Annotated in this window: 26 protein-coding genes; 9 read left to right on the top strand and 17 right to left on the bottom strand. The window is 39.9% G+C overall.

Annotation, left to right across the window (positions count from 1 at the left end; all coding sequences use genetic code 11):
- Positions 1 to 38: 38 nt before the first annotated feature.
- The 7 genes from cbpB to fadH form a co-directional block, all read right to left on the bottom strand.
- A complete protein-coding gene (cbpB, locus tag MKY18_RS06845; protein WP_003210874.1) occupies positions 39 to 482 on the bottom strand; it encodes a cyclic-di-AMP-binding protein CbpB in 444 nt (147 codons plus the stop codon).
- 146 nt (positions 483 to 628) lie between these two features.
- Positions 629 to 820, bottom strand: a complete 192-nt coding sequence (gene abbA, locus MKY18_RS06840; RefSeq protein ID WP_003210802.1) for an antirepressor AbbA — start codon at positions 818 to 820, stop codon at positions 629 to 631.
- A 149-nt stretch (positions 821 to 969) separates the two neighbouring features.
- Positions 970 to 1,485 (bottom strand): ribonuclease H-like YkuK family protein, encoded by a 516-nt coding sequence (locus MKY18_RS06835; protein WP_003212504.1) that lies wholly within the window; start codon positions 1,483 to 1,485, stop codon positions 970 to 972.
- A 142-nt stretch (positions 1,486 to 1,627) separates the two neighbouring features.
- On the bottom strand, positions 1,628 to 1,870 hold the full coding sequence (locus MKY18_RS06830) for a DUF1797 family protein (RefSeq protein ID WP_003212254.1): 243 nt from the start codon (positions 1,868 to 1,870) through the stop codon (positions 1,628 to 1,630).
- Between the two features lie 183 nt (positions 1,871 to 2,053).
- Positions 2,054 to 2,950, bottom strand: coding sequence for a manganese catalase family protein (locus tag MKY18_RS06825; protein WP_003210823.1), 897 nt, complete (start codon positions 2,948 to 2,950; stop codon positions 2,054 to 2,056).
- 303 nt (positions 2,951 to 3,253) lie between these two features.
- The gene (locus tag MKY18_RS06820) at positions 3,254 to 4,474 is read right to left on the bottom strand and encodes an EAL-associated domain-containing protein (protein WP_065097182.1); all 1,221 of its coding nucleotides are present in this window, start codon (positions 4,472 to 4,474) and stop codon (positions 3,254 to 3,256) included.
- Between the two features lie 64 nt (positions 4,475 to 4,538).
- A complete protein-coding gene (fadH, locus tag MKY18_RS06815; RefSeq protein ID WP_065097181.1) occupies positions 4,539 to 5,303 on the bottom strand; it encodes a 2,4-dienoyl-CoA reductase in 765 nt (254 codons plus the stop codon).
- A 137-nt stretch (positions 5,304 to 5,440) separates the two neighbouring features.
- Between fadH and MKY18_RS06810 the strand changes: the two genes are divergently transcribed.
- From MKY18_RS06810 to MKY18_RS06800, 3 genes are all read left to right on the top strand, one after another.
- Positions 5,441 to 6,298 (top strand): metallophosphoesterase, encoded by an 858-nt coding sequence (locus MKY18_RS06810; protein WP_113767605.1) that lies wholly within the window; start codon positions 5,441 to 5,443, stop codon positions 6,296 to 6,298.
- 156 nt (positions 6,299 to 6,454) lie between these two features.
- Positions 6,455 to 6,952, top strand: a complete 498-nt coding sequence (locus MKY18_RS06805; protein ID WP_268484889.1) for a L,D-transpeptidase family protein — start codon at positions 6,455 to 6,457, stop codon at positions 6,950 to 6,952.
- A gap of 73 nt (positions 6,953 to 7,025) precedes the next feature.
- On the top strand, positions 7,026 to 8,303 hold the full coding sequence (locus tag MKY18_RS06800) for an MFS transporter (protein WP_044142063.1): 1,278 nt from the start codon (positions 7,026 to 7,028) through the stop codon (positions 8,301 to 8,303).
- A gap of 264 nt (positions 8,304 to 8,567) precedes the next feature.
- Here the strand turns inward: MKY18_RS06800 and MKY18_RS06795 are convergent, their stop codons facing one another.
- Entirely contained in the window at positions 8,568 to 8,744 is a 177-nt protein-coding gene (locus MKY18_RS06795) for a hypothetical protein (RefSeq protein WP_185847334.1), read from the bottom strand.
- Between the two features lie 168 nt (positions 8,745 to 8,912).
- Between MKY18_RS06795 and MKY18_RS06790 the strand changes: the two genes are divergently transcribed.
- The gene (locus tag MKY18_RS06790) at positions 8,913 to 9,128 is read left to right on the top strand and encodes a hypothetical protein (RefSeq protein ID WP_050945147.1); all 216 of its coding nucleotides are present in this window, start codon (positions 8,913 to 8,915) and stop codon (positions 9,126 to 9,128) included.
- Between the two features lie 196 nt (positions 9,129 to 9,324).
- Here the strand turns inward: MKY18_RS06790 and MKY18_RS06785 are convergent, their stop codons facing one another.
- Positions 9,325 to 10,221 (bottom strand): DMT family transporter, encoded by an 897-nt coding sequence (locus MKY18_RS06785; RefSeq protein ID WP_283924455.1) that lies wholly within the window; start codon positions 10,219 to 10,221, stop codon positions 9,325 to 9,327.
- A gap of 112 nt (positions 10,222 to 10,333) precedes the next feature.
- On the opposite strand from MKY18_RS06785, the gene MKY18_RS06780 reads away from it, so the two are divergent.
- Both MKY18_RS06780 and MKY18_RS06775 read left to right on the top strand, forming a co-directional pair.
- Positions 10,334 to 11,227, top strand: coding sequence for a helix-turn-helix domain-containing protein (locus MKY18_RS06780; protein WP_065097177.1), 894 nt, complete (start codon positions 10,334 to 10,336; stop codon positions 11,225 to 11,227).
- A 231-nt stretch (positions 11,228 to 11,458) separates the two neighbouring features.
- On the top strand, positions 11,459 to 11,920 hold the full coding sequence (locus tag MKY18_RS06775; RefSeq protein ID WP_044139814.1) for a YkyB family protein: 462 nt from the start codon (positions 11,459 to 11,461) through the stop codon (positions 11,918 to 11,920).
- A 33-nt stretch (positions 11,921 to 11,953) separates the two neighbouring features.
- On the opposite strand, the gene MKY18_RS06770 is transcribed toward MKY18_RS06775, so the two are convergent.
- The 3 genes from MKY18_RS06770 to MKY18_RS06760 form a co-directional block, all read right to left on the bottom strand.
- Positions 11,954 to 12,862, bottom strand: coding sequence for a chemotaxis protein (locus MKY18_RS06770; RefSeq protein WP_044139813.1), 909 nt, complete (start codon positions 12,860 to 12,862; stop codon positions 11,954 to 11,956).
- Between the two features lie 73 nt (positions 12,863 to 12,935).
- On the bottom strand, positions 12,936 to 14,246 hold the full coding sequence (locus MKY18_RS06765) for an MFS transporter (RefSeq protein ID WP_113767602.1): 1,311 nt from the start codon (positions 14,244 to 14,246) through the stop codon (positions 12,936 to 12,938).
- Positions 14,247 to 14,371: 125 nt separating this feature from the next.
- Positions 14,372 to 14,911, bottom strand: a complete 540-nt coding sequence (locus MKY18_RS06760; RefSeq protein ID WP_065097176.1) for an RDD family protein — start codon at positions 14,909 to 14,911, stop codon at positions 14,372 to 14,374.
- Between the two features lie 301 nt (positions 14,912 to 15,212).
- Between MKY18_RS06760 and MKY18_RS06755 the strand changes: the two genes are divergently transcribed.
- Entirely contained in the window at positions 15,213 to 15,365 is a 153-nt protein-coding gene (locus MKY18_RS06755; protein ID WP_162839369.1) for a hypothetical protein, read from the top strand.
- A gap of 62 nt (positions 15,366 to 15,427) precedes the next feature.
- Here the strand turns inward: MKY18_RS06755 and MKY18_RS06750 are convergent, their stop codons facing one another.
- Positions 15,428 to 16,312, bottom strand: coding sequence for a cation diffusion facilitator family transporter (locus tag MKY18_RS06750; protein ID WP_185106953.1), 885 nt, complete (start codon positions 16,310 to 16,312; stop codon positions 15,428 to 15,430).
- Positions 16,313 to 16,605: 293 nt separating this feature from the next.
- Between MKY18_RS06750 and MKY18_RS06745 the strand changes: the two genes are divergently transcribed.
- Complete coding sequence (locus MKY18_RS06745; protein WP_113767601.1) at positions 16,606 to 17,775, top strand: aminotransferase A; 1,170 nt, start codon at positions 16,606 to 16,608, stop codon at positions 17,773 to 17,775.
- Between the two features lie 25 nt (positions 17,776 to 17,800).
- Here the strand turns inward: MKY18_RS06745 and MKY18_RS06740 are convergent, their stop codons facing one another.
- Both MKY18_RS06740 and MKY18_RS06735 read right to left on the bottom strand, forming a co-directional pair.
- Positions 17,801 to 19,630: a PAS domain-containing sensor histidine kinase gene (locus MKY18_RS06740; protein WP_065097174.1), complete on the bottom strand. Its 1,830-nt coding sequence runs from the start codon at positions 19,628 to 19,630 to the stop codon at positions 17,801 to 17,803.
- Positions 19,631 to 19,785: 155 nt separating this feature from the next.
- Positions 19,786 to 21,909 carry a penicillin-binding protein 2 gene (locus tag MKY18_RS06735; protein ID WP_185106956.1) on the bottom strand — a complete coding sequence of 708 codons (2,124 nt, stop codon included), beginning with the start codon at positions 21,907 to 21,909 and terminating at the stop codon, positions 19,786 to 19,788.
- Positions 21,910 to 22,245: 336 nt separating this feature from the next.
- On the opposite strand from MKY18_RS06735, the gene MKY18_RS06730 reads away from it, so the two are divergent.
- A complete protein-coding gene (locus MKY18_RS06730; protein WP_044139808.1) occupies positions 22,246 to 23,046 on the top strand; it encodes a CAP domain-containing protein in 801 nt (266 codons plus the stop codon).
- A gap of 132 nt (positions 23,047 to 23,178) precedes the next feature.
- Here MKY18_RS06730 and MKY18_RS06725 read toward each other — a convergent pair whose 3' ends face one another.
- Together MKY18_RS06725 and MKY18_RS06720 are read right to left on the bottom strand one after the other, a co-directional pair.
- Positions 23,179 to 24,051, bottom strand: coding sequence for an NAD(P)-dependent oxidoreductase (locus MKY18_RS06725; protein ID WP_065097172.1), 873 nt, complete (start codon positions 24,049 to 24,051; stop codon positions 23,179 to 23,181).
- Positions 24,052 to 24,064: 13 nt separating this feature from the next.
- Positions 24,065 to 24,850: an SDR family oxidoreductase gene (locus tag MKY18_RS06720; protein ID WP_217012924.1), complete on the bottom strand. Its 786-nt coding sequence runs from the start codon at positions 24,848 to 24,850 to the stop codon at positions 24,065 to 24,067.
- Positions 24,851 to 24,882: the final 32 nt, after the last annotated feature.

The following is a 24,882-nucleotide window of genomic DNA, read 5'->3' as shown; positions in this document are numbered from 1 at the left end:
TAGCTTATGAAGGCAAAAAAAATAAGCTGGGTTTCAGCTCATTTTTTCGCGGCATGAATCACTTCATTTAAGCGCTTTAATACAACACGTCGTGTAAATATTCCTTCAAAGACTTGCTCCTCATTTACGACACAAACAAATCCATTATTCGTTACAGCATGAACGCCTTTTAGCACAGGATCCGTCGTTTTAAGCCTTGGGATATCAGTAAGCATAACCTCTTCTACCTTCAGTTGGTCCAGCTTTTCGAATTCAATTCGTTCTAAACCAAAGATCTTATCCATGATCATATTCGTTCCAATTAACCCATGCAGGTGATAAGAAGGATCTAATACCGGGATGGCTGTATATCCTGTTTTTGTAAGGACCAATAGAGCATGCTCAAGGTTATTTCCAATTTGAACATGTGCCACTTTATCTGCATCAATCATATGCTCGGCTACTGTTGACTCAAGCAATTGAGTTGGTTCTATCTCTATCATGTTTCTTCGACCCCTTTTCTCTCAATCATCAATCATACATTCCCCTTTACCATTAAGCATAAACTAAAACGAAATTTGTCGAAAGATTTTTTCTGCATAAAAAAGATACTCAGCTCCCGAGTATCTAATAGAATGTTAAATCAATATTAATTCTCAAACCTTACTCTGTCATACAATGTGATCAATTGCTTATACGTATTGTCATCGACATTTTTTGTTCCACATTCTATATCATTGATCTCACTGCTTAGTAATTCGACAGCATATTCCTGATTCAGCAATACGTTTAATAATAGCTTTTTCTCTTCTTCATTAAAACGATTTTCGATGACGCTCATCCAACATCAGGCCCCCTGTTTCATATATGCTTTTATATTGATTAGCAGGCTTTTGAATGTCTGCTTCCTCTCTATACAGCTAGAATAAGGAACTAGAATCGAATCGTCAACCGCACGTTTCGACAAGGTTTGGAGAAAAATGACGGAATTTATTTTGTGTATCGATTGGCATAGCAAAATGCTGCGTATGAGTCGGGTTTTATTTTAGCTTCAATTCCCATAGCTGTGATCATTCCGGTCATTTCCTGAATCAGATCTTTTGTACTTCCTTTTTTGCCAATATCCAGATGGGCTTCAAAACGGAGGTCTGCCCCTTCCTCAGCAAACGGAAGAAGCAAATCCATCAGTTCTGTTAAAGGCCCCTCAAGGATGTCTGCACATACCTTTTGGCTAAACGCTGTCTCTAATGAAATTTTTTCTCTAAGGCTTTGCACAGGCCTGCTGATCACTTGTTGCGTGAGGCAACCCCAAGCCCCTTTGCCAATCCGGTGGAGATGAATTGCAGTCATAAATCTTGTGACATTTTGATTGACCTGAGAGTCCGTACCAATTGATAACACATAGGCGGATCTAGGGTCTTTTCGAATAAAGTCTTTCATTCTCATGACGACATCAGAAAACGCTAAATGATCTTCAGAAAGATTGTAGTAAAAAGAATCACTCACAGAAAGGAACTCCTTTTTAATGGTCTCTTATCCGAAATGTGCGCTGATTGATCATCTTCCATTACACTGCCAAAAATGACACATGTATATTGCCGCAAATAAACGAAGGAATCCTTAGAAAAAACATTTCATACGATTCAGCTTAGGATTGTAGAAGCTCAAAAATCTCAATCGAAATCATATCAATGTTGTCAAATGGGAAAGTGTTTGGCTTATCCCCTTGTTGAAAAACAGTCAATTCAAACGTTTGATTCTTTTCGAAATACTTAACACTGCAGATTTTCTCACCGTTCACTTCGAAATAACGCTGTGCCGGTTCGTTTGCAGCTTCTGCTGTCTCTTGAAGACTTTGCAGCCTTGTAATGATACCCATTAATTGTGACATTCTAAAAAAAGACTCCTTTCAAAAAAACAACTCAAGATGAACCCGTATTGATTATACACAAGTCCTACAAAGCATCATACCATAAAGTGTTCTCAGATGATATTTTTCCTCTTGAATTCAAAAAAAGAAAAAGAATCTGTTTTTTTAGTTTGAGTCTTTTTTCTGATCTCATGCACCATGTTTTTATAAACCTGCAGATCTCATCAGCCGTTTGGCAATTTCGTCAAAATCCTCTTTGGAAATGCCTGGGGCAAACTCTTCCGGCAATTCTCTATAATCTGGCACAGGTGCTCCTTGCGGGGTGCCCTCAATCACTGTCAGCGGCTTTCCATCAATCGGATGGCTGCCCTTCCAAATCTTATTGATATCCTTGTAATCCGTATCACTAAATGTGTACAGCTTTGTATGAACATTTTGGTCTTCAAATTTCCTCGCTGAATCAAAGTATTTGTTGTCGAGGTTTGGGATCGGCAGCATCTTTCCTACATCTACTCCTGTGGCTACCTCAAGCGCCTTTGCATATGCCACAACATGCACACCGCCCCTGACGAGTAAATAACCGATCATCTCTCTTGCTGTAGGATGATCTGTCATTTCATATACGCGCATTTTGTGCGTACGTGCTCCGCATTCTAGGAAGAAATTATGAAGGAGATCAAGAATCAGATTCCCACTTGAGAACACATTCTCCCCGGTCCAAGGTTTTGCCATGGAATCAAACGGATAGCCTGTTTGAGCCGTTTGAATAAAATGCTGTGTATTTCGTTTATCGACAGCCGCTTTCATCGGTGTCGTATCTGGATCTCCACCATGAGTGGTCCCTGTAATCATGAGGTTCACAGCTGTGGTCACTAGCTCTACATGACCGAATTCTTCAGCCGTAATGCTGGATACGAGGTCATAAAACGGCTTGAGTTTTCGTTTTCCTCGAAAGTTAAAGGATTGAAACATGTAATTATTTAATGTGGACATTTCACCGAATTTTCCGCCGAGTAATTCTTGCACAGCAGCAGCACCATTTGCATCTGGGTGATCTGGTCTTGGCAAATCAATCAGCAGCCGCTTGTCGCGTTTGATCATGACGTTCCCTCCTACCATCTAACTGTCATCACTTAAGATGTATGGAAGGATTGGGCTGTCCTATGCATGAGGCAAAGATGAAAAGCACAAAAAAAACTTGGCGGGGGTAGCGCCAAGTTTTTTGGATCTTGATCTGATAGAGGGGTTGGGGAACAGAGAGTAGCTTCTCTCTATAACTAAATGATAATGATTATCAGTTTCATTGTCAACCATTTTTTATTTCTTTTTTTCAATCAAAAAAAGCAGCCTAAAAGGCCACTTAGATTGTTAATAAATGGATAATACGATCTTCACACTTTACTTTTAAATTAATCCATCTTGCTCATATAAATAGGCATACGGAAGATCTATAAATAAATACATATCTCCCTCTAACGGGTAAGAAAACGTACGTATCCTCTCACCAGTTTCTAAATCGCTGTATATATCACTGAAAAATCCTTTCCCGCTCATTCTCATTTGGAGAATATTTGCTAGGAAATAAGGACGCCAGCTCCAGTTTTTCTCGATATATTCAGGCTGAAATAGCCATTCTTTTTCTTTTTTAAACACATTTCCAGTGATTTGAAAGCCTTCTTCATTACACATATAAATTCGAAAGCTGCAATCCGTTAATTCTAATGCCAGCTTTTGGATGAGTTCATCATTTGTACTGCATGATTTTTTTAAGGTCGTGACAGCTTGGTGAATTCGCTTATAAAATGTTTCAGAATGTTCGTAGACAGTTTGAAGTTTCTTTTTCTCATGGGCAATAAATTGCTGGAATTCTTCTCTCAGCTGATCTTTTCGTTTATTGCGGTCAATTAATTCCGCCGCCGGCTCGTGAAGATAGAACCCTTGAAAGTATCTGCCACCATTTCTCCAAGCATATTGCAGCTGAAAATTTGCTTCAATGTCTTCATAAATTAAAGCCGCCCCTATTTTTCTCGCAAGCAATGAAATGCTGTACAAGACATATTCATAGGAAGGAGAAGGCGCCGATGCCCTTAATGCGTGTAAATCTATTTTTAATAGATCGGGTGAGAGCAAGGCAATCCGGTCAAGATTGCTGCTTTCTTTTCCGATATTCGAGATGGCGATTTTAATACCATATGTACGAAAATACGTTAACGTATGGTAAAGCTGTTCAATATCGCCGCTAAACGTATGCTCTGTAAATTCGATAACAAATCGATTAAGCTGAATGCCCCTTGCTTCATATCGCTTCAAGAGTTCTAAAAAGCTTTCACCATGATCAAGCATCAGGATATTGGCATCATGATTAATAAAAATGAGCAAATCATCATCTGCTGTTGTGAAAAGATCGAGTGCTTGCGTCAGTACTTTATGATCTACTTCCACTTTATATTCGTCAGGAATAGATGAATCCGTAAAGAAGGAGCCTAGGCTAACTGTTTCAGACTCGAGCTTCATTCTTCCTAAAATCTCATAGCCTATCACTTTTTGCTCTTCCGCACTGAATAACGCTTGATAGTGCGGGAAAACATCTTCAATATTCGTTAAAATATCCAATGGATCGACCATTTTCATCACCTGCTTCTCTCTTTGTGTGATTATAACACATCAAAAGCAGGTCTTACATCGTCATTCAAAATGGGGATTGGTTGAGCCATTGCCCCCCATCCATTGTGATACAATCTCCATTTATATAAGACGCTTGTTCAGATAATAAAAAGCTTGCAAGCTTTGCAATTTCCTCTGGTGTGCCAAGTCTGCCAAGAGGAACACTATCTAATGTTCTTTGCGCTGCCTCTTCCGATTCCCATAGTTTATCCGCACCACCTGTTCTCTCGATTGGACCTGGCGCGATGGCATTAACGCGAATTCGATATTGCTTTCCCCATTCCACTGCAAGCGTTCGAGTGAGAGATAAAACACCTGCCTTTGCTGCCGCTGAATGCGCCACACCTACACCAGCACCCCATGCATAAGTCGCCACCATATTGACCATACTTCCCCTTTTCTTTTGACGAATCCAGTAATTGCCCACTGCATGACTGCAAAAAAATGTTCCATTTAATACAATATCAATGACAGCCTTCCAGCCGTTAGGAGATAGTTTTTCTGCTGGAACCAAAAAGTTTCCTGCAGCATTGTTAATCAGAGCATCCACATCGCCAAATGTATCTACGGCAAAATTGACCATTTGATCAGCATCTTCTGGGTTTCGCACATCCATTTGGAAGTAAGCGATCGAGCCGCCATTTTGTTTTATTTCATTTGCTACCTTTTCTAACGTTTCTTCTGTTCTTCCAGTAATCACGACATTCCAGCCTTCATGTGCCAAATGGACAGCCATTGCCTTCCCCATTCCGCTTGATCCTCCTGTGACAATCACTGTTTGTTTCGTCATTTGTTCTCCCCCTCTTTGGTTTTGAATGACTATTCATTCATTATTTTCTATCATATCATGATTGACCCTAGATGCACCATATGGGAGATTCTTTAAATATGATGCTATACTTAATTTTATTTATAAAGGAGTCTTATATGAAGCAACTTTCTCGGAGACAGTTTTTAAAAGGAGCAGCTGGCGCGAGCATTCTCGGTTTTTTAGCTACAACATGTGGATACGGATATGCCAGATACATCGAACCACGCATGATCGATACCGTGTCAATGACCATTCGGGATGCTCAGCTTCCAGCTTCATTTGACCATTTTAAAATCGCTCAATTTAGTGATGTTCATTTAAGTGATACATTTCCTGCGAAGGAATTAGAATCCGTCGTCCAGCAAATCAACGCTGAGTCTCCAGACCTCATTGTGTTCACAGGTGATCTCGTTGATTTTCAAGCATCGATTGATGAGCATGAAAAAGCGAAAGCCTATTTGACTAAGCTCCATGCCCCGTTTGGTAAGCTCGCGATATGCGGTAATCATGACTACGGGCCATTTGGCATTGATCTTTATGAGAAAACGATGAAAGATTGCGGCTTTACAATATGTAAAAATGATGTGTTTCCATTAGAAAAAGAAGGGGCGCATATTCAGATTGCTACAATGGATGACCTGATGATGAGTGTGCCGGATTATGACCTGATTAAGCGAGAAGTATCATCTGATTTATTTACCTTGCTGCTCGTACATGAGCCTGATGCAGCATTGGAGCTGGATACAACCCCCATTAACTTGCAGCTTTCTGGACATACCCATGGCGGACAGGTGCAGCTTCCTTTCTACGGACCCATTCTCACAGCACCTTTTGGCCATACATATGTGGAAGGTTTATACGGAAGTTATCAGCACCGAATCTATGTCAACCGCGGACTTGGGACAACAAGACTGCCGCTTCGATTTTTAGCAAAACCTGAATTAACCTTTTTCACCCTCTCTTCTCGCATTTAGACAGAAGCCAAACCGCTCCTTTTTGCATATGTATAATCAAAGATCTTTCTCATGACAAATGTTAGGAGAAACCTTCCTTAGCCTGATTCCGTCCATATATATATCAAGTGACGGGCATCATGGCTTCTTTTATTTGAGAAAAAGGAGTGTCCTTTGATGCTGCGATATACGGTAAAACGCGGAGAAACGCTTGCTTCTATAGCGCTTGATTTTCGAAGAACAACAGAAGCTTTAAAGGCTGCAAACCCTTCACTTCAAGGTCAAGAGCCGGTACAAAATGAGGTCATCATCATTCCTGGTCTGCCCGATCCTAATACGATCCCTTACCGCATCTCTGTTTCGATTTCAAGGAAACGTCTCGTCTTGTTTTCTGGATCAGAGCTTATTCGGTCGTATCCGATTGCAACAGGAAGAATTTTAAATATGACACCGACAGGTTCTTATTATATTGTGAACAGACAGCCAAACCCAGGAGGTCCCTTTGGCGCCTATTGGCTGAGCCTCTCGAAAGTTCATTACGGCATCCACGGTACGAATAACCCGTCTTCAATTGGTAAAGCTGTGTCTAGGGGATGCATTCGTATGTATAATCAGAATGTCATCGAACTTGCTTCAATCGTTCCAAATGGAACACCTGTGACCATTAGCCAGTAGGAGAAATTAATTGTATGAATGCTTAAAATTTTATATGATATAAAGTGGGATCTTCAGGGTAAGGAGCGTATTTATGGATATTTTTAAAAACAGAAATTTTGTTCGTCTCTTTTTTGCAGCACTAGCTTCGCAAATGGGGACAACAGTAGGCAATATGGCGTTTGCCTTTTATTTGCTCGATCATTTTAGTCATCAGCCCGCCTATGCCACATTAGCAGAGCTCATGTATTCACTTCCAACGATCTTTGTCTTTTTTATGGTCGGTGTCGTAGCAGATCGTTTTGATCGTAAAAAAGTCGCAGAGAATTGCGATTGGATACGAGCTGGGCTGACGATTGTTTTATTCATTGTTATTTATTTCAATTCACTTCCACTTATTTTCTTGATCTTGTTTATACGAAGTGCCATTACGAAGTTCTTCTATCCAGCTGAAGCCTCTCTCGTTCAGGCGATTTTAAATAAAGATCAATATGCAAAAGCCGCTGGCTTAAATCAAATGCTGTTTAGTTTATTCATGGTATTTGGTGTTGGAATCGGTGCGATTATGTATAAGACAATTGGACTTCACGGTGCCATTACCATTGATTTGATCAGTTTTATTGTGTCAGGCATCCTGATTCGTACATGTAACATTCCAATTGAAGCACGTCAGCCAAATGGACAAGCAGGCTGGAGAGGCATGACCATTAAAACGTCTCTAAAAGATTTTAAAGAAGGCATTCTTTACATTATAAAAAATAAATTGTTGGCTTCTTTAATTTTTGGCTTCTTTGTTTTTGGTCTAGTCAATGGCGCATTTGCTGTACTTCCGATGTTTACAATGAAATATGGCCTTTCACCGGACCATTTTGAACTGCATACATCATTCTTTACAATCGCGATCGGTGCCGGTCTACTTGTTGGCAGCTTAATGGGCTCTGTTCTCGCTAAAAAAGTAAAGATGCAATATCTCATGTCGCTTCCAATTTTGGTTGCAGGCATTCTGATTTTTGTACTTGGTTCCACGCATACACTATGGTTGTTTTATGTCACATCATTTGTCATTGGTACATGCATTGGCCCAGTCAACATTGTCATTGGCGGCTGGCTGCCGAGAATCGTCCATCCTCGTCTGATGGGACGTGTGTCAGGATGGGTTGATCCGCTTACCATGTTTGCTCAATCCTTGACATTAGGTTTGATTGCGGTACTATTTCCAAAACTCATTACAAACGTTTCTTATATTTATTACGGAATGGGCGTTATTATTTTACTCGTTTTCCTTTTTTACTTCTTTACACTGCCAAAGTTCAGCAGAGAAACTGACGACTTAGACGTGCAGCGTGAACTTAAAGGTCAGGGAGCGCAATAAATGAAGCAAAAAGGACTTTCTTCTATAGAAAGTCCTTAGATTGTTGACAAAGTGCTAAAATGATGTTTATTTTAGCACTTTGTCTTCTTTTCAGCGTGATAGAAAACCTTTGCAGTCTAGGAAGGACGAGCACTGGCGCGGAGCGAATTGAACATTCGTGAGCACCAGCGCGCAGACCTGACAACGAATGCGAGGGTTTGTCTACACGCTGAGGACTTTCTTCTATAGAAAGTCCTTTTTGCATGGCTGAAACAGAAACGGCGCTTATTTTTTCTGCTCATCGAAATGATTCGAAGCAAAATGAATGATTCTTTCAACTGCATAAATGCTAATAAATAGGATGAGAAATAGAAGCAAAGGATGAATCGACCGATCATCTATCACGTACACAATGCCTCCAACGACAAATGCGACCAATAAAGGAGTTAACATCTCTTTCAATCTAAACAGTCCTTTCTGTTCTCATTCACTTTGATCTTCTTATCTTATAACATATTTTTTCTTTTTATGAAATAAAAGGAATGTGTATAAAATCGCAATATTTTTAATTAAAAATATTTACATCACTGGAAGTTTTATAGTAGTATAGTCAGGTTGGAGGTGAGGGGTATGCTAAAAAGTTATTATTTTATTCATACAAAAGATGATCAAGGTCAGTATGTTGTACATACAGAGGATTGTGCATTTTTAGGTGATGCTTCAAGCCGTAAATTGATTGGTCTGCACATGAGTGGTGAAAGTGCCATTGATGAAGCTAAACAAATGACGAATGAAACTGATTTTAATGGTTGCTTCTACTGCGCTTATTCAAGTCATAAGAAATAGACCATGTGATTAAACCATATGTTCGGGCATGTTGTCTGGCATATGGTAGATTTTCAAACGCAACATGAATACAAATTGAGAAACTACCCATTTATTTAAAATAGGTAGTTATCACGAAGTAATAGTTCACTTCATATATATTTAACCCAGTCAATTCTTCTTGCAATGAAAATCTCTCTTTGAACACCCTTCCTTCTCATTTATTCGGCTGATATAATGCCATGAATAAAATCATGTATACAATACAAGCTGTCCCAGCCCATTGAAATAAACCAAATGGCTCTTTTAACCAAAAAACAGTCGTGACAACTGCCGCAAGGGGCTCGACACTTCCAATTAAGCTTGACTCTTTCGGTGATAAATATTGCAAACTTTCTATGTAAAACCAAAAAGCGATCATTGTACCAAATATGATAACAAACAATAAATAAACATACGCTTCAACAGGTAAATGTGACAGATTTATCTTCCATGGCGGATGGACTAAGCTAAGGACAGTTCCCCCAATCAGCATCGCCCAGCCGACAACGACTAGAGAATCAAATTCTTTTAACAGATTGATTGGATATAGCGTATAAAACGAAAGCGCTACAGCAGACAGTATTCCCCAAACCACTGCGACAAATGGAACGGTTAATGTTGAAACAGAACCATTCGTCAATAAGAGAAACATGCCCATGAACGCCAATGACACCGTCAGCATATCTCTTTTGGTAAAAGTAGATTGGCGGCGAAGTACTAAATACATGATAATCATAACAGGGGCCGTATACTGCAAAAGCGTCGCCACAGCTGCATTCCCAAGTTGAATGGATGCCATATAAGTATATTGAACAGCTAGCATGCCCATTACTCCAAATATAAGGACTTGCATAGCCGTCCTCTTCTTTTGCCACACACCAATTAGTTGCGCTCGTTCTTTTGTCATGAAATGAACAAATAAAAGCAGTCCACCTGAAATAAGCAGCCTGACAGTCACAAGCCAATTGACATAAATCCCATATTGCTGAAACAATTTTTGTGAAACCGTTCCTCCTACTCCCCAACAGATGGCACCAATCAGCACAAGCAAAATTCCCTTATTTCTATCCATTTCATTCTCCTCAACTCTCAAACAATCATGATAATATAGTTGATAGTAGTTCACTTTGTTACATATTGATATATCAATTGAACATAAAAATAAAAGAATATTGAGGAGAAACATGAACAACCATCATTTTCTTATTGACTACAATTTGAAAGAATTAACGGAGCATTCTACTACGACCTGGTCTATCGCTCTTTATCATACGAAAATTTGTGATCATAGAAGCGGCCACATCCCTCTACACTGGCATGACGAATTTCAATTTGTTTTTATTTTAGAGGGGGAAGCTGAATTTCACATCAATGAAGAGACGATATGTTTGAAGGAAGGAGATGGCGTATTCATCAATAGTGGCTGCCTTCATATGGCAAAAGATGCGAATGGGACAACATGTACATATCTTTGTCTAAACGTTTCCCCACATTTCATCACAGCCAATGAATTATTTACCACTTTCGTTCATCCTTATATGCATGCGAGTCAGACACCTTATATTTTATTGAACCGAAAAGACCACTGGCCAAATCATATCTATCAATGTATTCAAACCATTCAGCGATTAATTGATGAAACTCCAGCATATTATGAGCTTGAACTCAATATTCAACTCATCACCATGTGGAAATGTTTATTACAAAATGGCTTTCAAATAAAATATGATGCACGGCAGCATGATAAAAATGAACGGATGAAACCTATGCTGAATTGGATTCACCAGTATTATCATGAAAAGGTGCACCTTCAAGATATCGCTCGAGCAGGTCAGCTAAGCCGATCTGAATGCTGCAGATACTTCAAAGATATTCTAAAGAAGACACCTCTTCATTATGTGAATGAATATAGAGTTCAACAAAGCCTCATCCTGCTTCAAGAAACAGACTTCAATATAACAGAAATTGCTTACAAAGTCGGCTTCAACAGCACAAGTTATTTTATTAGTATGTTTAAAAGAATAAAAAATACGACACCTTTAGCATATAGAAAATTAAAAGCGCCGCATTCTTTGTAACTGAAACAGATTGAAGAAAAATCATGATGGATAGATACTAGTGTCTTTGCACACCATTCTGTATTTTTATATACAGACACGTTTTAGAACCGTCATGAATGGCTATTGTATATTGTAAATAAGAACAATGGAAATCCTATCGCTTTTTACAATAAGTCTATTTGCAATTTACTAATAAAAACGTATAATTTATACTAAGCACAGGAAGACGAAAGACAAAGGAGAGAAAAAATGGACGATTATGCTCATACTAAAGACATAGAACCTACAGCAGAAAACATCGCAAAAGCCATTTATACTGTTAACCGTCATGCTAAAACCGCACCAAATCCCAAGTTTCTTTATCTTTTGAAAAAACGTGCGCTGCAAAAACTATTGCAAGAAGGTAAAGGAAAAAAAGTGGGCCTACATTTCTCTAACAATCCCAAATATAGTCAACAACAGTCCGACGTGCTGATTGAAATTGGAGATTATTATTTTCACCTGCCACCAACCAAAGAAGACTTCGAATTTTTGCCACACTTAGGAAATTTAAATCAATCATATCGCAATCCGAAAGCGAATATGTCATTAAACCGAGCAAAGCAAATCCTTCAAACGTATGTCGGTTTAAAAGAAAAACCTGCCGCCACAAAACAAAAATCACATTATACGAAACCCGTCTTCAAACGACTAGGGGAAAGTTATTTTTAAACAAAAAACCACTCATGACGAGTGGTTTTTTGTTTAGATAATAAAGTGATCAACCTTTTCAATGAGCTGATGAATTTCTGGTTTACTAATTTGATCATCAGCACCAATTGTTTCCCCTTTATGCCGCAAATCTTCAGTGATTAACGAAGAGAAGATGAGAATCGGTATGGAACTCGTTAAAGGGTTTTCCTTTAGCAGTTTTGTTAATCGGTGACCATCCATTTTTGGCATTTCAATATCCGTAATAATCATATCAATTTCTTCTGTCACAGTAATTCCTTTGCTAACAAGATCCATGACGTGATCATATGCCTGTTTGCCATCTTCAAAGGTCACAATGTTTTTATAGCCTGCTTCAGTTAATTCATTTGATAATAAACGCATGAGAAGCGGAGAATCTTCAACGACATATAGCTTCTTCCCTGTTCTTCTTTCGTCTTTCTCACCGTCAAACATATGGTACGTTTCTACACCAGAAGCCGATTCAATATCATAAATGATTTTTTCATAGTCTGGAAGGAACATCATTTTCCCATCAAGCTTAATAATGCCTGTTAAATGACGTTCCATACCTTGATTGAGTGCAGTTGGCTTTTCAATCTCTTCCCAGCTGACGCGGTGAATTTGTGAAACCGTTCCTGTATGGAACACAAATTTCCGTTGGTTGAATTCAGTCACGATATACTTCTCTTGTTCGGACTGATCTGACTCGACATTAAAAAAGGAAAATAGATTGATGACTGGCAAAATCTCGCCTCGTAAACTAATCATACCTTCTACGTCTTTGTGAGAGTGCGGTACAACAGTCAACTCTACCGGCTGAATGATTTCTCTTACTTTCATCACGTTAATGCCGAATTGATTTGAACCAATTTCAAACTTTACAATTTCCAATTCATTTGTACCAGAATCAAGTAAAATTTCTTGTTTGTTTAAAGCCACGGAAATCCCTCTATTCTTCAATATAAGATTGTACTTTTTATATCGGCAGCATAGGTAAAAAGTTGACGTTTCTTTACGCTTTCTCTCGTACGAATTGATGAATCACAAGTCCTATCGCTGCGAGAATGAGTAAAGACCCTAGCGCAAGACGGCTTGCGAGGTTTCCGTGCTCTGCAAACAGCAGAGTGACTGACCCATAAATGATGGGTCCAATAATGGAAGACACTTTCCCTGAGAATGCAAAGAGACCAAAAAACTGTCCTCTCTTTTCCTTTGGTGTCAGCTCAATAATCAATATTCGTGATGCCCCCCAGCTTGCGCCGAGTGAAATACCGAATAAACTGCCAGCCACCCAGAAGATCCATTCTGTTGTGGCTGTCACAGCCAGAATCAGGGCAACGATCAAAATCACATACACGACTGTAATTGAGCGCTTTGCCCCAATCGCTTTTGTGATATATCCAAATAAAAAGGAGCCAATGATACTTGAAATGGTCGACACAAGATAAAGCAGAATAAATTGTCCTGCAGTAAAGCCAATGATGATTTTGGCATACACAGCCATCATCGCAATCGCTGTCTGTAAGGCATCATTCATAAAAAAGAAAGCAATCATAAAGATAAAAGCCGGCTTGTAATGCTTCATCTCTTTAAACGTGCGAATAATTTCTTTATACCCGCTGAAAAATGACGCCTTTTTCTCTTGCTGCGGAAGTGGATGAGGGTCTTTTACAAAAAAGAGAAATGGCAGGAAAAAGAGAAAGAATAATAGTGCTGTCGGAATAAATGCTTCATGAAATTGGTCATTGCCAACAAGTAAATAAACTGAGAGACCGACGAGTGTCCCTAAATAACCAACGGCAATGCCAAATCCAGAAATTAGTGGTATTTCATCCTTTGTCCCAAGATCAGGCAGGATGGTGTCATAAAACACTAGGCTCGAGTGATAGAAAAATTTTGCAATCACAAACAAGGTGACCACTACTAATAAAGAGACAGGCAGCCCAAACCATTCGGCTGAGAAATCAATTCCAGCAAAGATCCCCATCAAAAACGTACAAGCTATACATATTAGAGTAAACACTGTGATGTAGCGCTTCTTTTTTCCTGTACGATCAATCAGGACTCCATATAATGGTGTGAAAATGACGAGGAAAAAACTAGCTAGTGCGTTTGCATAAGATATAAATGTACTAGCGATCTGATCCATTCTCGCACTGTCACCGATCGTTTCCTGCAAGTAGAACGGGAAGAAAATGGTGATCATATTCGATGAAAATATCGTATTTGCAAAGTCATACAATGCCCAGGCCAAAATGGGTGCTGTCAAAAACAACCCGAAGCCTGCCCTTTTTTTCTGCATGGTCTTTTTCCCTGTTTTCAATCGTTTGTCTCCCTTCCCTGCCTAATTTTCCACTATCATTCTATTTTATGTCATACGTCCCTCTTCCATACAAGCAATCTATATAAAAAGCACCTCTTACGATTGAGCAGAGGTGCTTTTTTTCATTATTTCTTCACAACAATGGTACTTGCAATTAAATCGTGAAGTGCTTGTTTTTTCTCTGTGAAAAAGGCAATGATGTAGCCAATATATAAGATTGGAGACAAAAAGCCTTTTGCAAAGAAGCGGCCTGTTGCACGGCCGAATGTCACTTTTTCGCCCGTTACTCTTGTCACTTTAATCCCAAGAGCCATCTTACCAAGCGTTCCTTGCAGTTTTGTTGATTCCATAATGGCGTAATAAAGCCATGTCACCACGATACCGATCAAGATCGCTCCTATATAGAAAAAGATAAGTCCCATAATCACTGCCCATTCTTCATCTGTCATCACGGTTGTTGAATAGTAATAGCTGTCGTCATCCATCATCAAGGCTGCCTCTGGACTTGAGACAAAAAAGAGTGTTGCCAAAATAAACATGATAAAAGAATATGGTACGCCGATGATGATACCATCCAAAAGGTGTGCAAGAAAACGATAGCCTACGCCTGCTAGCTCAGGATGCTTCTTTTCTTGAATGTGTGGTTCTGTTATGTTTGTTTCCATCCTATTTCTCCTTTATTATGTATGTTTTCTATAAATTTCTTATAATCATTCGTTATTATATCTTATGAATATCGCAAGATCAATGTAACTTTACACTTTTACATATATTTCAGATCAGTTCATCCTCAATGATTTATGTGAATAAATACTGAAAATTTGTGAAAATCATGGCATTTCTAGTTCTTTTACCTCCTGATTTTTTAACATTTTGTGATATTTTCGTCTTGTTTCCATTCTGCTGTTGACAATCGTTCTTCACATGGTACAATAGTCAAGGATTTTTTAAAGAAAGGTGTTCATGATGGGAACTGTCGTACTATTAAAGAACAATGAAATGACTGTGATTGAAGATATTTGCGAAGCTGATTTTTTAGACATGAAGCATGATTTGTCAAATGATGACGCAGCTTATATCTCTTGGTATGAAGATTACGATACTGCTTATGGATATTGATTTCATTTCATAGATGAAGCGTAAAAAAAGGCGATACAACCTAAGTTGGTTGATCGCCTTTTTTACGTTTGTGAAGTCCTTTCACTTTCAGGTTCTACATGAATAAAGATTTGTGCATGCGGAAATTCTTGCGAAATCTTCTCTTCAATTCGATCACATAATTGATGAACATCTTCAATCGTTGTCTTGCCATCTACAATCAAATGAAAATCAATATATTCCTCTGCACCGGATCGTCTTGTTCGAAAGTCATGATATTCGATAAATTCTTGACTGAATCCTTGAATGATTGCTTCGATCGATTGTTCTTCCTCGGGCGTTAGCCGGGCGTCTACGAGCGGCGGGAAGGCTTCTTTCATGAGTTTAAATGCTTCACGCATAATAAAGAGAGCAAGTATCATTCCAATGATCGGATCTAAGAAATACCAGTCGGTTAATGCGACGAGCAATAAACTGAATGCGACCCCTAATGACGTATACACATCTGTTAACAGGTGCAATGCATTCGATTTCATGGCGACAGAATGTACTCGCTCTGCCTCTTTGTTCACAACCTTCGATACGATAAAATTGATGAGCGCGCCTATCAGCATCACCACAATTCCAAGCACAGGCAGCTTGACTGGCTCTGGATGCATTAGTTTGTGAACACATTCGTAGATGATCCAAATGCCCGCAACGAAAATCAGCAAGGTCTCAATCGTTCCAGAAATATTTTCGACTTTTCCGTGTCCATAAGGATGTTTAGAATCTGCTGGCTTTCTTGAAATACGAACAGAGATAAATGCAATAAAAGATGCCATTAAATCGAGAAAAGAATGAATGGCTTCTGATAAAACCGCAACAGATCCAGTGAGCAGACCTACAATGACTTTTAAGATGACAACAAATGTGTTACTTATCACGGATAGAAACGCTATTTTTGATGTCTTCGCTGATTGTTCCATTTATCGTCCTCCTTTAGGAGATCGTATGTCTATGAAAGCAATTCCCATGACCCTGATTCTCACGTTCTTTCAGTTTACGCAGTTGTGACGTTTTCTAATCATGTTCACCGCAGCCTGTATTTTCTCGTGAGGTTACGCTATAATAAATGTTGCTCTTTCTTCAATATATCACTCATGCTGTGATGAATAGGAGAATAGACTACAGATAATGATATCCAGTGCCTTTCGCAGGTGACATTTATGCAGTGAATGGTAAAATAGGATAAAAACATAAATTTTTAAGGTGATGAGAAATGGAGCATTTGCTGAATCCAAGAGTAAAGGATATTGAAATTTCAGGCATTCGAACATTTTCAAATCTCGTATCGTCATATGAGGATGTCGTTTCTTTGACGATAGGCCAGCCCGATTTTTATACGCCGCATCATGTCAAAACAGCTGCAAAAGCAGCCATTGACGAGAATTTTACTTCGTACACTCATAATGCTGGTTTCCTAGAGCTAAGACAAGCAATCCAGCACTACATCAAGAAGAAAGTCAACCTTGATTATGATGCAGAGTCAGAAATCATTGTGACGACAGGTGCAAGTCAAGCGATTGATGCTGCGTTTCGAACCATTTTGTCAGAGGGTGATGAAGTGATTTTACCTGGACCTGTCTACCCTGGCTATGAACCGATCATTCGAATGTGTGGCGGGAAGCCCGTACATATCGACACAACGAATGCTGGCTTTAAATTAAATGCCAAGCTGATTGAGGATGCATTAACGGAAAAGACAAAGTGTGTTGTGCTTCCTTATCCTTCAAACCCAACTGGTGTCACGCTTTCAGAAGAAGAATTGAAAGAGATTGCCCAGCTCCTTGAAGGAAAAGACATCTTTATTTTATCCGATGAAATCTATAGCGAGCTGACATTTGACAGGCCGCATCATTCAATCGCTTCTTTCTTAAAGGAACAGACCATTGTGATTAACGGACTGTCTAAGTCTCATAGCATGACCGGTTGGAGAATTGGCTTTTTATTTACTTCAGCTCCCATTGCTAAACATGTATTAAAAGTACATCAATATAACGTGTCTTGTGCCTCGGCTGTCTCACAAAAGGCGGCACTTGAAGCTGTGACAAATGGTGTGGATGATGCACTCATCATGAGAGAGCAATATAAGAAAAGGCTCGATTATGTATATGATCGGCTCATTTCTATGGGGCTTCCGGTCATTAAGCCTTCTGGCGCTTTTTATATTTTTCCATCCATTGAATCGTTTGGGATGAGTTCCTTTGATTTTTGTATGGAGCTGTTAGAAAGTACAAGACTCGCTGTCGTACCAGGGTCTGCTTTCTCTCCACTCGGCGAGGGGTATGTGCGTCTATCCTATGCTTATTCACTTGAAACACTGAAAGAAGGACTTGACCGCCTAGAACAATTCGTTCTTGAAAAACGTTCCATTCATTTAACAGACTGAAACAACGGCTCTCCTGCCGTTGTTTTTATTTTGCAGGAAACATGATGTGAAATGCGGTGCCCTTTTCGGGATGACTATCCACACGGATCGTGCCGTTGTGATTTTCTAAAATATTAAATGTCACCATAAGGCCAAGTCCAGTCCCTTTTTCCTTTGTCGTTAAAAAGGGCTCTCCTATTCGCTTCATGACCGATTCAGGAATACCGACCCCTTCATCACGAATGGTAACGTGGATTCCATCTCTTTCTGCTTTGGCCGTAATGTCAACCTTCCCTCCGTCCGGCATGGATTCTACGGCATTTTTGATTAAATTGATAAACACCTGCTTGAGCTGATTTTGATCCCCGTTCATCAGGAGACCCTCTTCTATCTCACTAGTATTCATTAAAATGCCATTTAAGTTCGCTTGTGTTTCTAATAAAGCCGTGACTTCGCTGATGATTTTTTTCAAATCTAGTGTCTGCATCGATGCCGTTTGCTGCGGTTTTGCCAGCATGAGCAGCTCACTTAAAATAATTTCTATCCGGCTCAGTTCAGAGAAAACAATCTCGAAATATTGATCCCGATCTTTTGTTTGCGGTTTAATGAGCTGTAAAAATCCTTTGATGGCAGTCAATGGGTTTCTGATCTCATGTGCAATGCCCGCAGCCAATTGGCCTGCGATCGATAATTTTTCAGATCGGAGCATGAGCTCTTCTGTCTGCTTGCGTTCGGATATATCTCTTAAAATAATTTGAACGGCTGTTTCTCCAAAAAATGTAGTTGGGATACACACCATTTCTGTATAAATCAGCTTGTGTTTAAACGTATGACAGCTCATCGTGACAATCTCAGAATCTGATGCTCTTTCAATAATACGTGATATGCTTTTTTTCACTTTTTGCTGGTCACATGAATGGATTTGATGGAAAATATCTTTTCCTATTAATTTATCGTAATGCTCGGCTTCAAATAATTTAATGCCTGATTCATTCATAAACACCCATTTGTGATCATGAATAACCGCAATCGTATCAATGGAGTTTTGGATGAGCAGCTGATACCGCTCACGGCTTTTTTGCAGAACGGTTTGAAATTTTTTACGGGATGAGATGTCTACTAATAGCAAAAGCTCTGCCCGCTGATTTTGATAGATCGTTGGTGATGACTTCACTTCGATATGAATGCTGCTTCCATCTTTCCGTTTCCAAATCTGTTCAATCATTCCGACTGGAAGACCTTGCTGCAGCCTTGTAATTCGACTTCTCACAATGTCATGGTACTCCTCAGCAATAAAGTCAAATGCAGTTTTGCCGATCATGTCATCTCTTGTACTTACCCCCATTAATTGAAGCATCACATCATTCGCATAAACAATTTCCCCTAAAATCGTAATACATAACGGATTTGGCAGCATGGCAATCAATTGTTCAGCTTCACTGACATGTTGGAAAGCCGGCAGACTGCCTAACGACTGTTCTGACACTTCTGATGTTGTTTGAAATGCTGCTTTTTGCGGTTCAGCGTCCAGCACCCTCATTTTTAGGATCATTTCTCTACTTAATTCACTGTCTAACTCATCACAAGCAACAAAATCAATACTAGCTTCAATCCATACAGCTGTTAGGTCACTTCTAAGCAGCCTAAAGTGGGAAATCTCTAGCATGTGCTGATTGTAGAAATAACTCTCGACGAGAAATTGATCTTCGGTATGAACAAAGTCTTTCAAAAAACACCCTAGTAAATCCTTTTGTTCATAGAGCAAAAGCTGCTTACAGCTAGAAGAAATGTAGAGAAAGCGGCCATTAGAAGAAAGAACGGCATGTAAATCAATATTCGAATAAAGCTGATTCGAATCTTTCATTTTTTGTTCCATCGTCGTCCGACCCTCCTTTTCATTTTTTAGGGTTGTCCTTAGATTGATGTATAAAAAAGATTCGCTAGAAAACCCGTATTTTCCTTCCGTCATCGAGGGAAACGTCCATATTTTCAGCAAAAAAGAGCACATTCTCTTGCTGTGCTCTCTGCTGTTTACTGCTTTTCGTATTTCTTTTGTAATTCAACGTACTTATCAATAATTTTACTTGGGATGGTTTTAATGACGGAATCTTTGTCTGAGACATAAGGGGTTACGACACTAAAAGCCACCTTCGGATTGGACGATGGATAATATCCCCCAAAGGTTAAATTGTACGTGGCATTTCCCCACCAGCTGCGGTTAGCACCATAGTAAAAGGTTTGGGCCGTCCCTGTTTTTCCTGCGACATCATGCTGACCAAAGCGGCCAGCGGCAGTACCGCCAGTCGATGTGACCATTTTCAGCCCCATTTTGACGCGGTCAATATCTGCTTTTGAATTGTTAATCGTGTTCAGCACCTTCGGCTCATATTTTTTCACGACTGGGCCTACTTCATTCTTCTTCGTTGGAAGGTGAACGCTTTTCACCACTCTTGGCTGAACGCGATTTCCTCCATTGGCGATCGTCGACATGTACTGGGCAACTTGAAGCGGTGTATACGTGTCATACTGGCCAATTGCTTCATCGAGCAAAAGTCCGCCGACCGTCTTCGGATGTGTCTGCATCCCGCTTGATTCCTGCGGCAAATCGATCCCTGTTTTCACACCAAGACCGAATTGCGCATAGTAGTTTCTCATTTTTTGCAAGTGCTCAGGTCTTGCTCGTAACGGACCATTCTTTTGATAGTTAATACCTGCCATTCTCATCGCCACATGAAACATATAGACGTTCGAACTTTTTTGGAGTGCCCGCAGATCGTTGACCCATCCTAGATTGTTGTAAGACTTCTTAGGCTTTCCACTTCCTGCAAAATAGAGCGGTGTATCCATATAGGATTGGTTGTGCGACATACCGTCTTGATAACCAGAGAGGACAGTAGCTCCTTTGACAACAGAGCCCATTTCGTACTGGGTCGTAAATGTTCCGATGGCATAATCAGTGACGTCTCTGCCGTCCATTTTCTTGCCAGACATCGCAAGAACATCCCCAGTGTTAGGGTCCATCATCACGACAAATGCACGGTCCATCATATAGTTTCTCGCACTAGCGGATCTAAGCTCTGATTCGACGATCTTGTCGACTTCCTTTTGCAGCTCCATATCAAATGTCAGTGCAAGATCAAGTCCTCTTCGTCCCTCTGTCCGCTTGATTTCATCGAGCAGCTTCCCGCCAACCTGAGTATATTGAACGGTCGCTTTCTCCGGGTTCAGAAAATCCTCGTATTGATACTCTAAATAGCTCTTCCCTACTCGGTCATTACGTGAGTAGCCTCTTGCCATATAGTAATCTTCACGCTCTTTTATAATCCCTTGCTCTGGTGTGGTCACACCGCCAAGTACATTATAAAGGGTCTTCTCATACGGATATTTTCTTGTCCAATCATTGATGACATTCACACCAGGCAGTTCATCAAGATGCTCTGACACAAGTGAAATCTCTTCATAGGTCAAACTCACAGATGATGTCTGCTTTGACTCTTTTGTTTCATCGAGTAAAGCAACTTTTTCGTCCCCTTTTTTCTCTTCATTTGGGTCCATTGCTTTCACGATTTGAGGCTCAAAGGCATATCCGCCTGTAAATCGACGATAGATCGCTGCAACTGCTTTTTCCTCTGCATCTTTTTCGATCGCCTTAACTTCTTTCTTAGGCACACGCTCTACTTGAAGCGGATAGACATCTTTTGCTTTAAGATTCTTTTGCTCTGCTTTTGAAATGAGCTTATCCGCTTCTTTCGGATGGCTTGCCAGCCAAAAATCTCGAATGTCACGCTCTCTCAAAAAATCAGTATCCATTTTTATATAAGTTGCAAGTTTCCTTGCTACCTTAATCTTATCTTTCGCTTTCACACCGCTTTCTGATGTATAAACGATGGCAGGTACACTTTCATTATCAACGACGACTCTTCCTCTCGCGTCATACATTTTTCCTCTCGGAGAAGGGTATGATGCTGTTTTGACCTCTGTTCGGTTTGCTTGCTTTTTATAATCCTCACCATTGACGATTTGCAGCACACCAAGCTTGATCACAAGCACAGCAAACAAACTAAAGACAGCGAAGAAAAAGAGATTAATCCTCCAGGCGTTCCGGCGCTTGAATTTTTTCTGCTCGGCACCACCTTGATGCTGTTTCTCTCCCACTTATGTAGCTCCTCTCATCCTTTCAATCTTTTACAATTACCACTCATTATTGTAACACTTTTGTAATAGTTGTTACAGCGAAACAAGTGAAAAAAAGCTGTCAATCCCTATTATGCAAAAAAATATACTAACACTTTAAAATATTGGTATGTTTATGTCGTTTTCATTAAATGGAAGAATTCCCTATCCTTTGATATGAGGCGGGTTTTTTTGTGACTTTAACAAAAATGACAAACAGGCATTGTCAATGGAGGATGCTGGTACGTTTATAACAAAAAGTCCATGTTATGATTTTCTGTGAGAAAACAAAACAAAGATTTTAGGAGGAGTTACAATATGAAGAAGAAATCATTCTTTTTTTCAGCGCTAACGGCTGCTGCACTCATCACATTCACTGGGGGACATTCAGCTGATGCGAAGGAGCTTAACCTGAAACAAGTAATACATGTACAGCATCAAACCATTGATCTTCATACATTAGCTACAAAATTACATATCTCTTCAGATGTAAACAAGCTAAGCAAGTCGAATCAAAAAGAGATCGAAGCTCTTTTAAACAAGCTGATTAAAAGCGGTCAACCTGTCACTGGCACAAAAGTGGTGAAAGAAGTAAACAAAGCAAAAAATGAACAAAAACAAGAATCAGTGAAAAAACCTACTGCTTCTAAACCAAGTGCGCCAGCAAAACAAAATACAAACAACAATAACAATACAAAAGCTGATCAAAAAGACACAACGACAGCAAAAGCAGACAGCAGCTTGAATGCCTTTGAAAAAGAAGTCGTTGAGCTTACAAACAAAGAGCGTGCAAAGCAAGGATTAAAAGCACTTTCTGTTGATTCAAAGCTAAGCAAATCTGCTCGCGCAAAATCTCAAGATATGAAAGATAAAAACTATTTCTCTCATACAAGCCCAACTTACGGATCTCCATTTGATCAAATGAAGAAATTCGGTATCACTTACAAAACAGCAGGTGAAAACATTGCCCAAGGTCAAAGATCTCCTCAAGAAGTGGTGACTGCTTGGATGAACAGTGAAGGTCATAGAGCTAATATCTTAAACAAAAACTATACACATATCGGTGTTGGTTATGTGAAATCTGGCAACTACTGGACGCAACAATTTATTGGAAAATAATATCAAAAAAACCTGTCCCTCATTGGGGCAGGTTTTCAATTTGTCTTCTTTTTAGCGTGATTGAAAACCTTCAAAAAATGAGAGGGTTTGTTTACACGCTACAATCTGTCCCACGTAGATGGGACAGATTTTTTATTTCATCCATAATTTATATATACTTTGGGTGCCGCTGTTTTCTTCTCCCTGCTCACTCAGCTTTTCATAAAGTGACTTTGCAAGTGAGAGTCCTGGCATTTCTTCTCCCATCAGCTCTGCTTCTTCAAGTGCAATGCCCATATCTTTAATAAAATGCTTCACGTAGAACCCTGGCTCGAAATCACCTTTCAGCATTCTTGGTGCAAGGTTTGACAAGGACCAGCTTCCTGCCGCGCCCGTTGTGATGCTTTTGAGCACGTGCTCTGGATCAAGTCCTGATTTTTCGGCATAGGCCATAGCCTCTGCGACACCTACCATGCCTGCTGCAATCGCAATTTGGTTACACATTTTGGTATGCTGGCCGCTTCCTGCAGGTCCTTGATATTGAATGTTTTCGCCCATTTTCTCAAATAAGGGCAAACACGCTTCATAGGCTGATTTTTCTCCGCCAATCATGATCGCAAGCGTTGCATTTTTTGCGCCTACGTCTCCGCCAGAAACTGGTGCATCTAATGCAAACAGCCCTTTTTCTTTCGCTTTCACTTCAATTTCTTTTGCCAGCTGAGGCTTCGATGTCGTCATATCTATCAGATAAGTACCAGGCGCAGCATGTGCCACAAGCCCCTCTTCACCTAAATAGATTTCTTCTACATCTGATGGATATCCTACCATTGTGATGACAGCATCTGCATGTTGTGCAATTTCCTTCACTTCCGGCTTCCATGATGCGCCTTTTTGAATGAGTGCATCTGCTTTCGCTTTTGTTCTTGTATAAACGAGAACTTCATAACCTGCATCCATTAAATGTTCTGCCATACTGCGTCCCATTACACCAGTTCCAATAAAACCAACTGTTTTGATTTGTGTCATCACTTGTTCCTCCTTAAAGAGACTTTGTCAATCCACCATCAATGATAAGTGTTTGACCTGTCATATATGTATTGGCTTCAGATAAAAGAAAAGCTGCATATGCTGCAAATTCCTCTGGCTGTCCATAACGGCCAAGCGGAATCGTACGTTCAGCCTGTGCTTTGATTTCTTCAACCGTTTGGTGCTCTACCTGCGCGCGGTGCTTATCTAGCTGTTTGACGCGCTCTGTTTCAATTTTCCCTGGGGCTAACGTATTAATCAAAATACCATCCTTTGCAAGCTCCTGAGCGGCTGTTTTTGTCCAGCCGGCAATAGCCGGTCTAAAAGTATTTGACAGCATTAAGCCTGGGATCGGTTCTTTTACTGACATAGACGCAATGTTTAACACGCGTGCACTGTGTTTTTTCAAATAAGGCAAGGCCTCTTTTAATAATCGAATATAGCTGAGTAAATGAAGCTGAAATGATTCCATCCAGTCTTCATCTGTTAAGGTTTCAAGCGTCCCTGTTTTAGGCCCGCCTGTATTGTTCACAAGAATGTCTACACACTTCTCATCACCAGCTGCCGCTTGAACTAGCGCCTTGATTTGCTGCGCGTCAGACACATCACATACTTGATAAGTCAGCTTTCCTTTTACAAGCGGAGATAATTCTTTCACCGTTTCTTTCAGCGTGTGCTCATGCCTTCCTGAAAGCATCACATCTGCTCCCTCTTTTGCTAGAGCAAAGGCAATCGCTTTTCCGATACCTTGACTGCTTGCAGCGACCAATGCTTTTTTTCCAGATAAATTGACATTCATGTCAACACCTCCTCTGCTTTATTTTATCATAC

This window comes from Bacillus sp. FSL R7-0672 (assembly GCF_038601465.1).
GTDB classification, from domain to species: domain Bacteria; phylum Bacillota; class Bacilli; order Bacillales; family Bacillaceae; genus Bacillus; species Bacillus pumilus.
This window is presented reverse-complemented; position numbering and strand designations above follow the sequence as displayed.

Bases quoted from the DNA above. Each gene is read 5' to 3' on its own strand.
- MKY18_RS06790 (WP_050945147.1), top strand. From the start codon at position 8,913: ATGCTAAAAAGTTATTATTTTATTCATACAAAAGATGATCAAGGTCAG.
- MKY18_RS06745 (WP_113767601.1), top strand. From the start codon at position 16,606: ATGGAGCATTTGCTGAATCCAAGAGTAAAGGATATTGAAATTTCAGGC.
- MKY18_RS06820 (WP_065097182.1), bottom strand. From the start codon at position 4,474: ATGGTCGATCCATTGGATATTTTAACGAATATTGAAGATGTTTTCCCG.
- MKY18_RS06825 (WP_003210823.1), bottom strand. From the start codon at position 2,950: ATGATCAAACGCGACAAGCGGCTGCTGATTGATTTGCCAAGACCAGAT.
- MKY18_RS06800 (WP_044142063.1), top strand. From the start codon at position 7,026: ATGGATATTTTTAAAAACAGAAATTTTGTTCGTCTCTTTTTTGCAGCA.
- MKY18_RS06740 (WP_065097174.1), bottom strand. From the start codon at position 19,630: ATGGAACAAAAAATGAAAGATTCGAATCAGCTTTATTCGAATATTGAT.
- cbpB (WP_003210874.1), bottom strand. From the start codon at position 482: ATGATAGAGATAGAACCAACTCAATTGCTTGAGTCAACAGTAGCCGAG.
- MKY18_RS06720 (WP_217012924.1), bottom strand. From the start codon at position 24,850: ATGAATGTCAATTTATCTGGAAAAAAAGCATTGGTCGCTGCAAGCAGT.
- MKY18_RS06730 (WP_044139808.1), top strand. From the start codon at position 22,246: ATGAAGAAGAAATCATTCTTTTTTTCAGCGCTAACGGCTGCTGCACTC.
- MKY18_RS06760 (WP_065097176.1), bottom strand. From the start codon at position 14,911: ATGGAAACAAACATAACAGAACCACACATTCAAGAAAAGAAGCATCCT.
- MKY18_RS06725 (WP_065097172.1), bottom strand. From the start codon at position 24,051: ATGACACAAATCAAAACAGTTGGTTTTATTGGAACTGGTGTAATGGGA.
- MKY18_RS06780 (WP_065097177.1), top strand. From the start codon at position 10,334: ATGAACAACCATCATTTTCTTATTGACTACAATTTGAAAGAATTAACG.
- MKY18_RS06755 (WP_162839369.1), top strand. From the start codon at position 15,213: ATGGGAACTGTCGTACTATTAAAGAACAATGAAATGACTGTGATTGAA.
- MKY18_RS06785 (WP_283924455.1), bottom strand. From the start codon at position 10,221: ATGGATAGAAATAAGGGAATTTTGCTTGTGCTGATTGGTGCCATCTGT.
- abbA (WP_003210802.1), bottom strand. From the start codon at position 820: ATGAGCGTCATCGAAAATCGTTTTAATGAAGAAGAGAAAAAGCTATTA.
- MKY18_RS06805 (WP_268484889.1), top strand. From the start codon at position 6,455: ATGCTGCGATATACGGTAAAACGCGGAGAAACGCTTGCTTCTATAGCG.
- MKY18_RS06830 (WP_003212254.1), bottom strand. From the start codon at position 1,870: ATGTCACAATTAATGGGTATCATTACAAGGCTGCAAAGTCTTCAAGAG.
- MKY18_RS06775 (WP_044139814.1), top strand. From the start codon at position 11,459: ATGGACGATTATGCTCATACTAAAGACATAGAACCTACAGCAGAAAAC.
- MKY18_RS06810 (WP_113767605.1), top strand. From the start codon at position 5,441: ATGAAGCAACTTTCTCGGAGACAGTTTTTAAAAGGAGCAGCTGGCGCG.
- fadH (WP_065097181.1), bottom strand. From the start codon at position 5,303: ATGACGAAACAAACAGTGATTGTCACAGGAGGATCAAGCGGAATGGGG.
- MKY18_RS06750 (WP_185106953.1), bottom strand. From the start codon at position 16,312: ATGGAACAATCAGCGAAGACATCAAAAATAGCGTTTCTATCCGTGATA.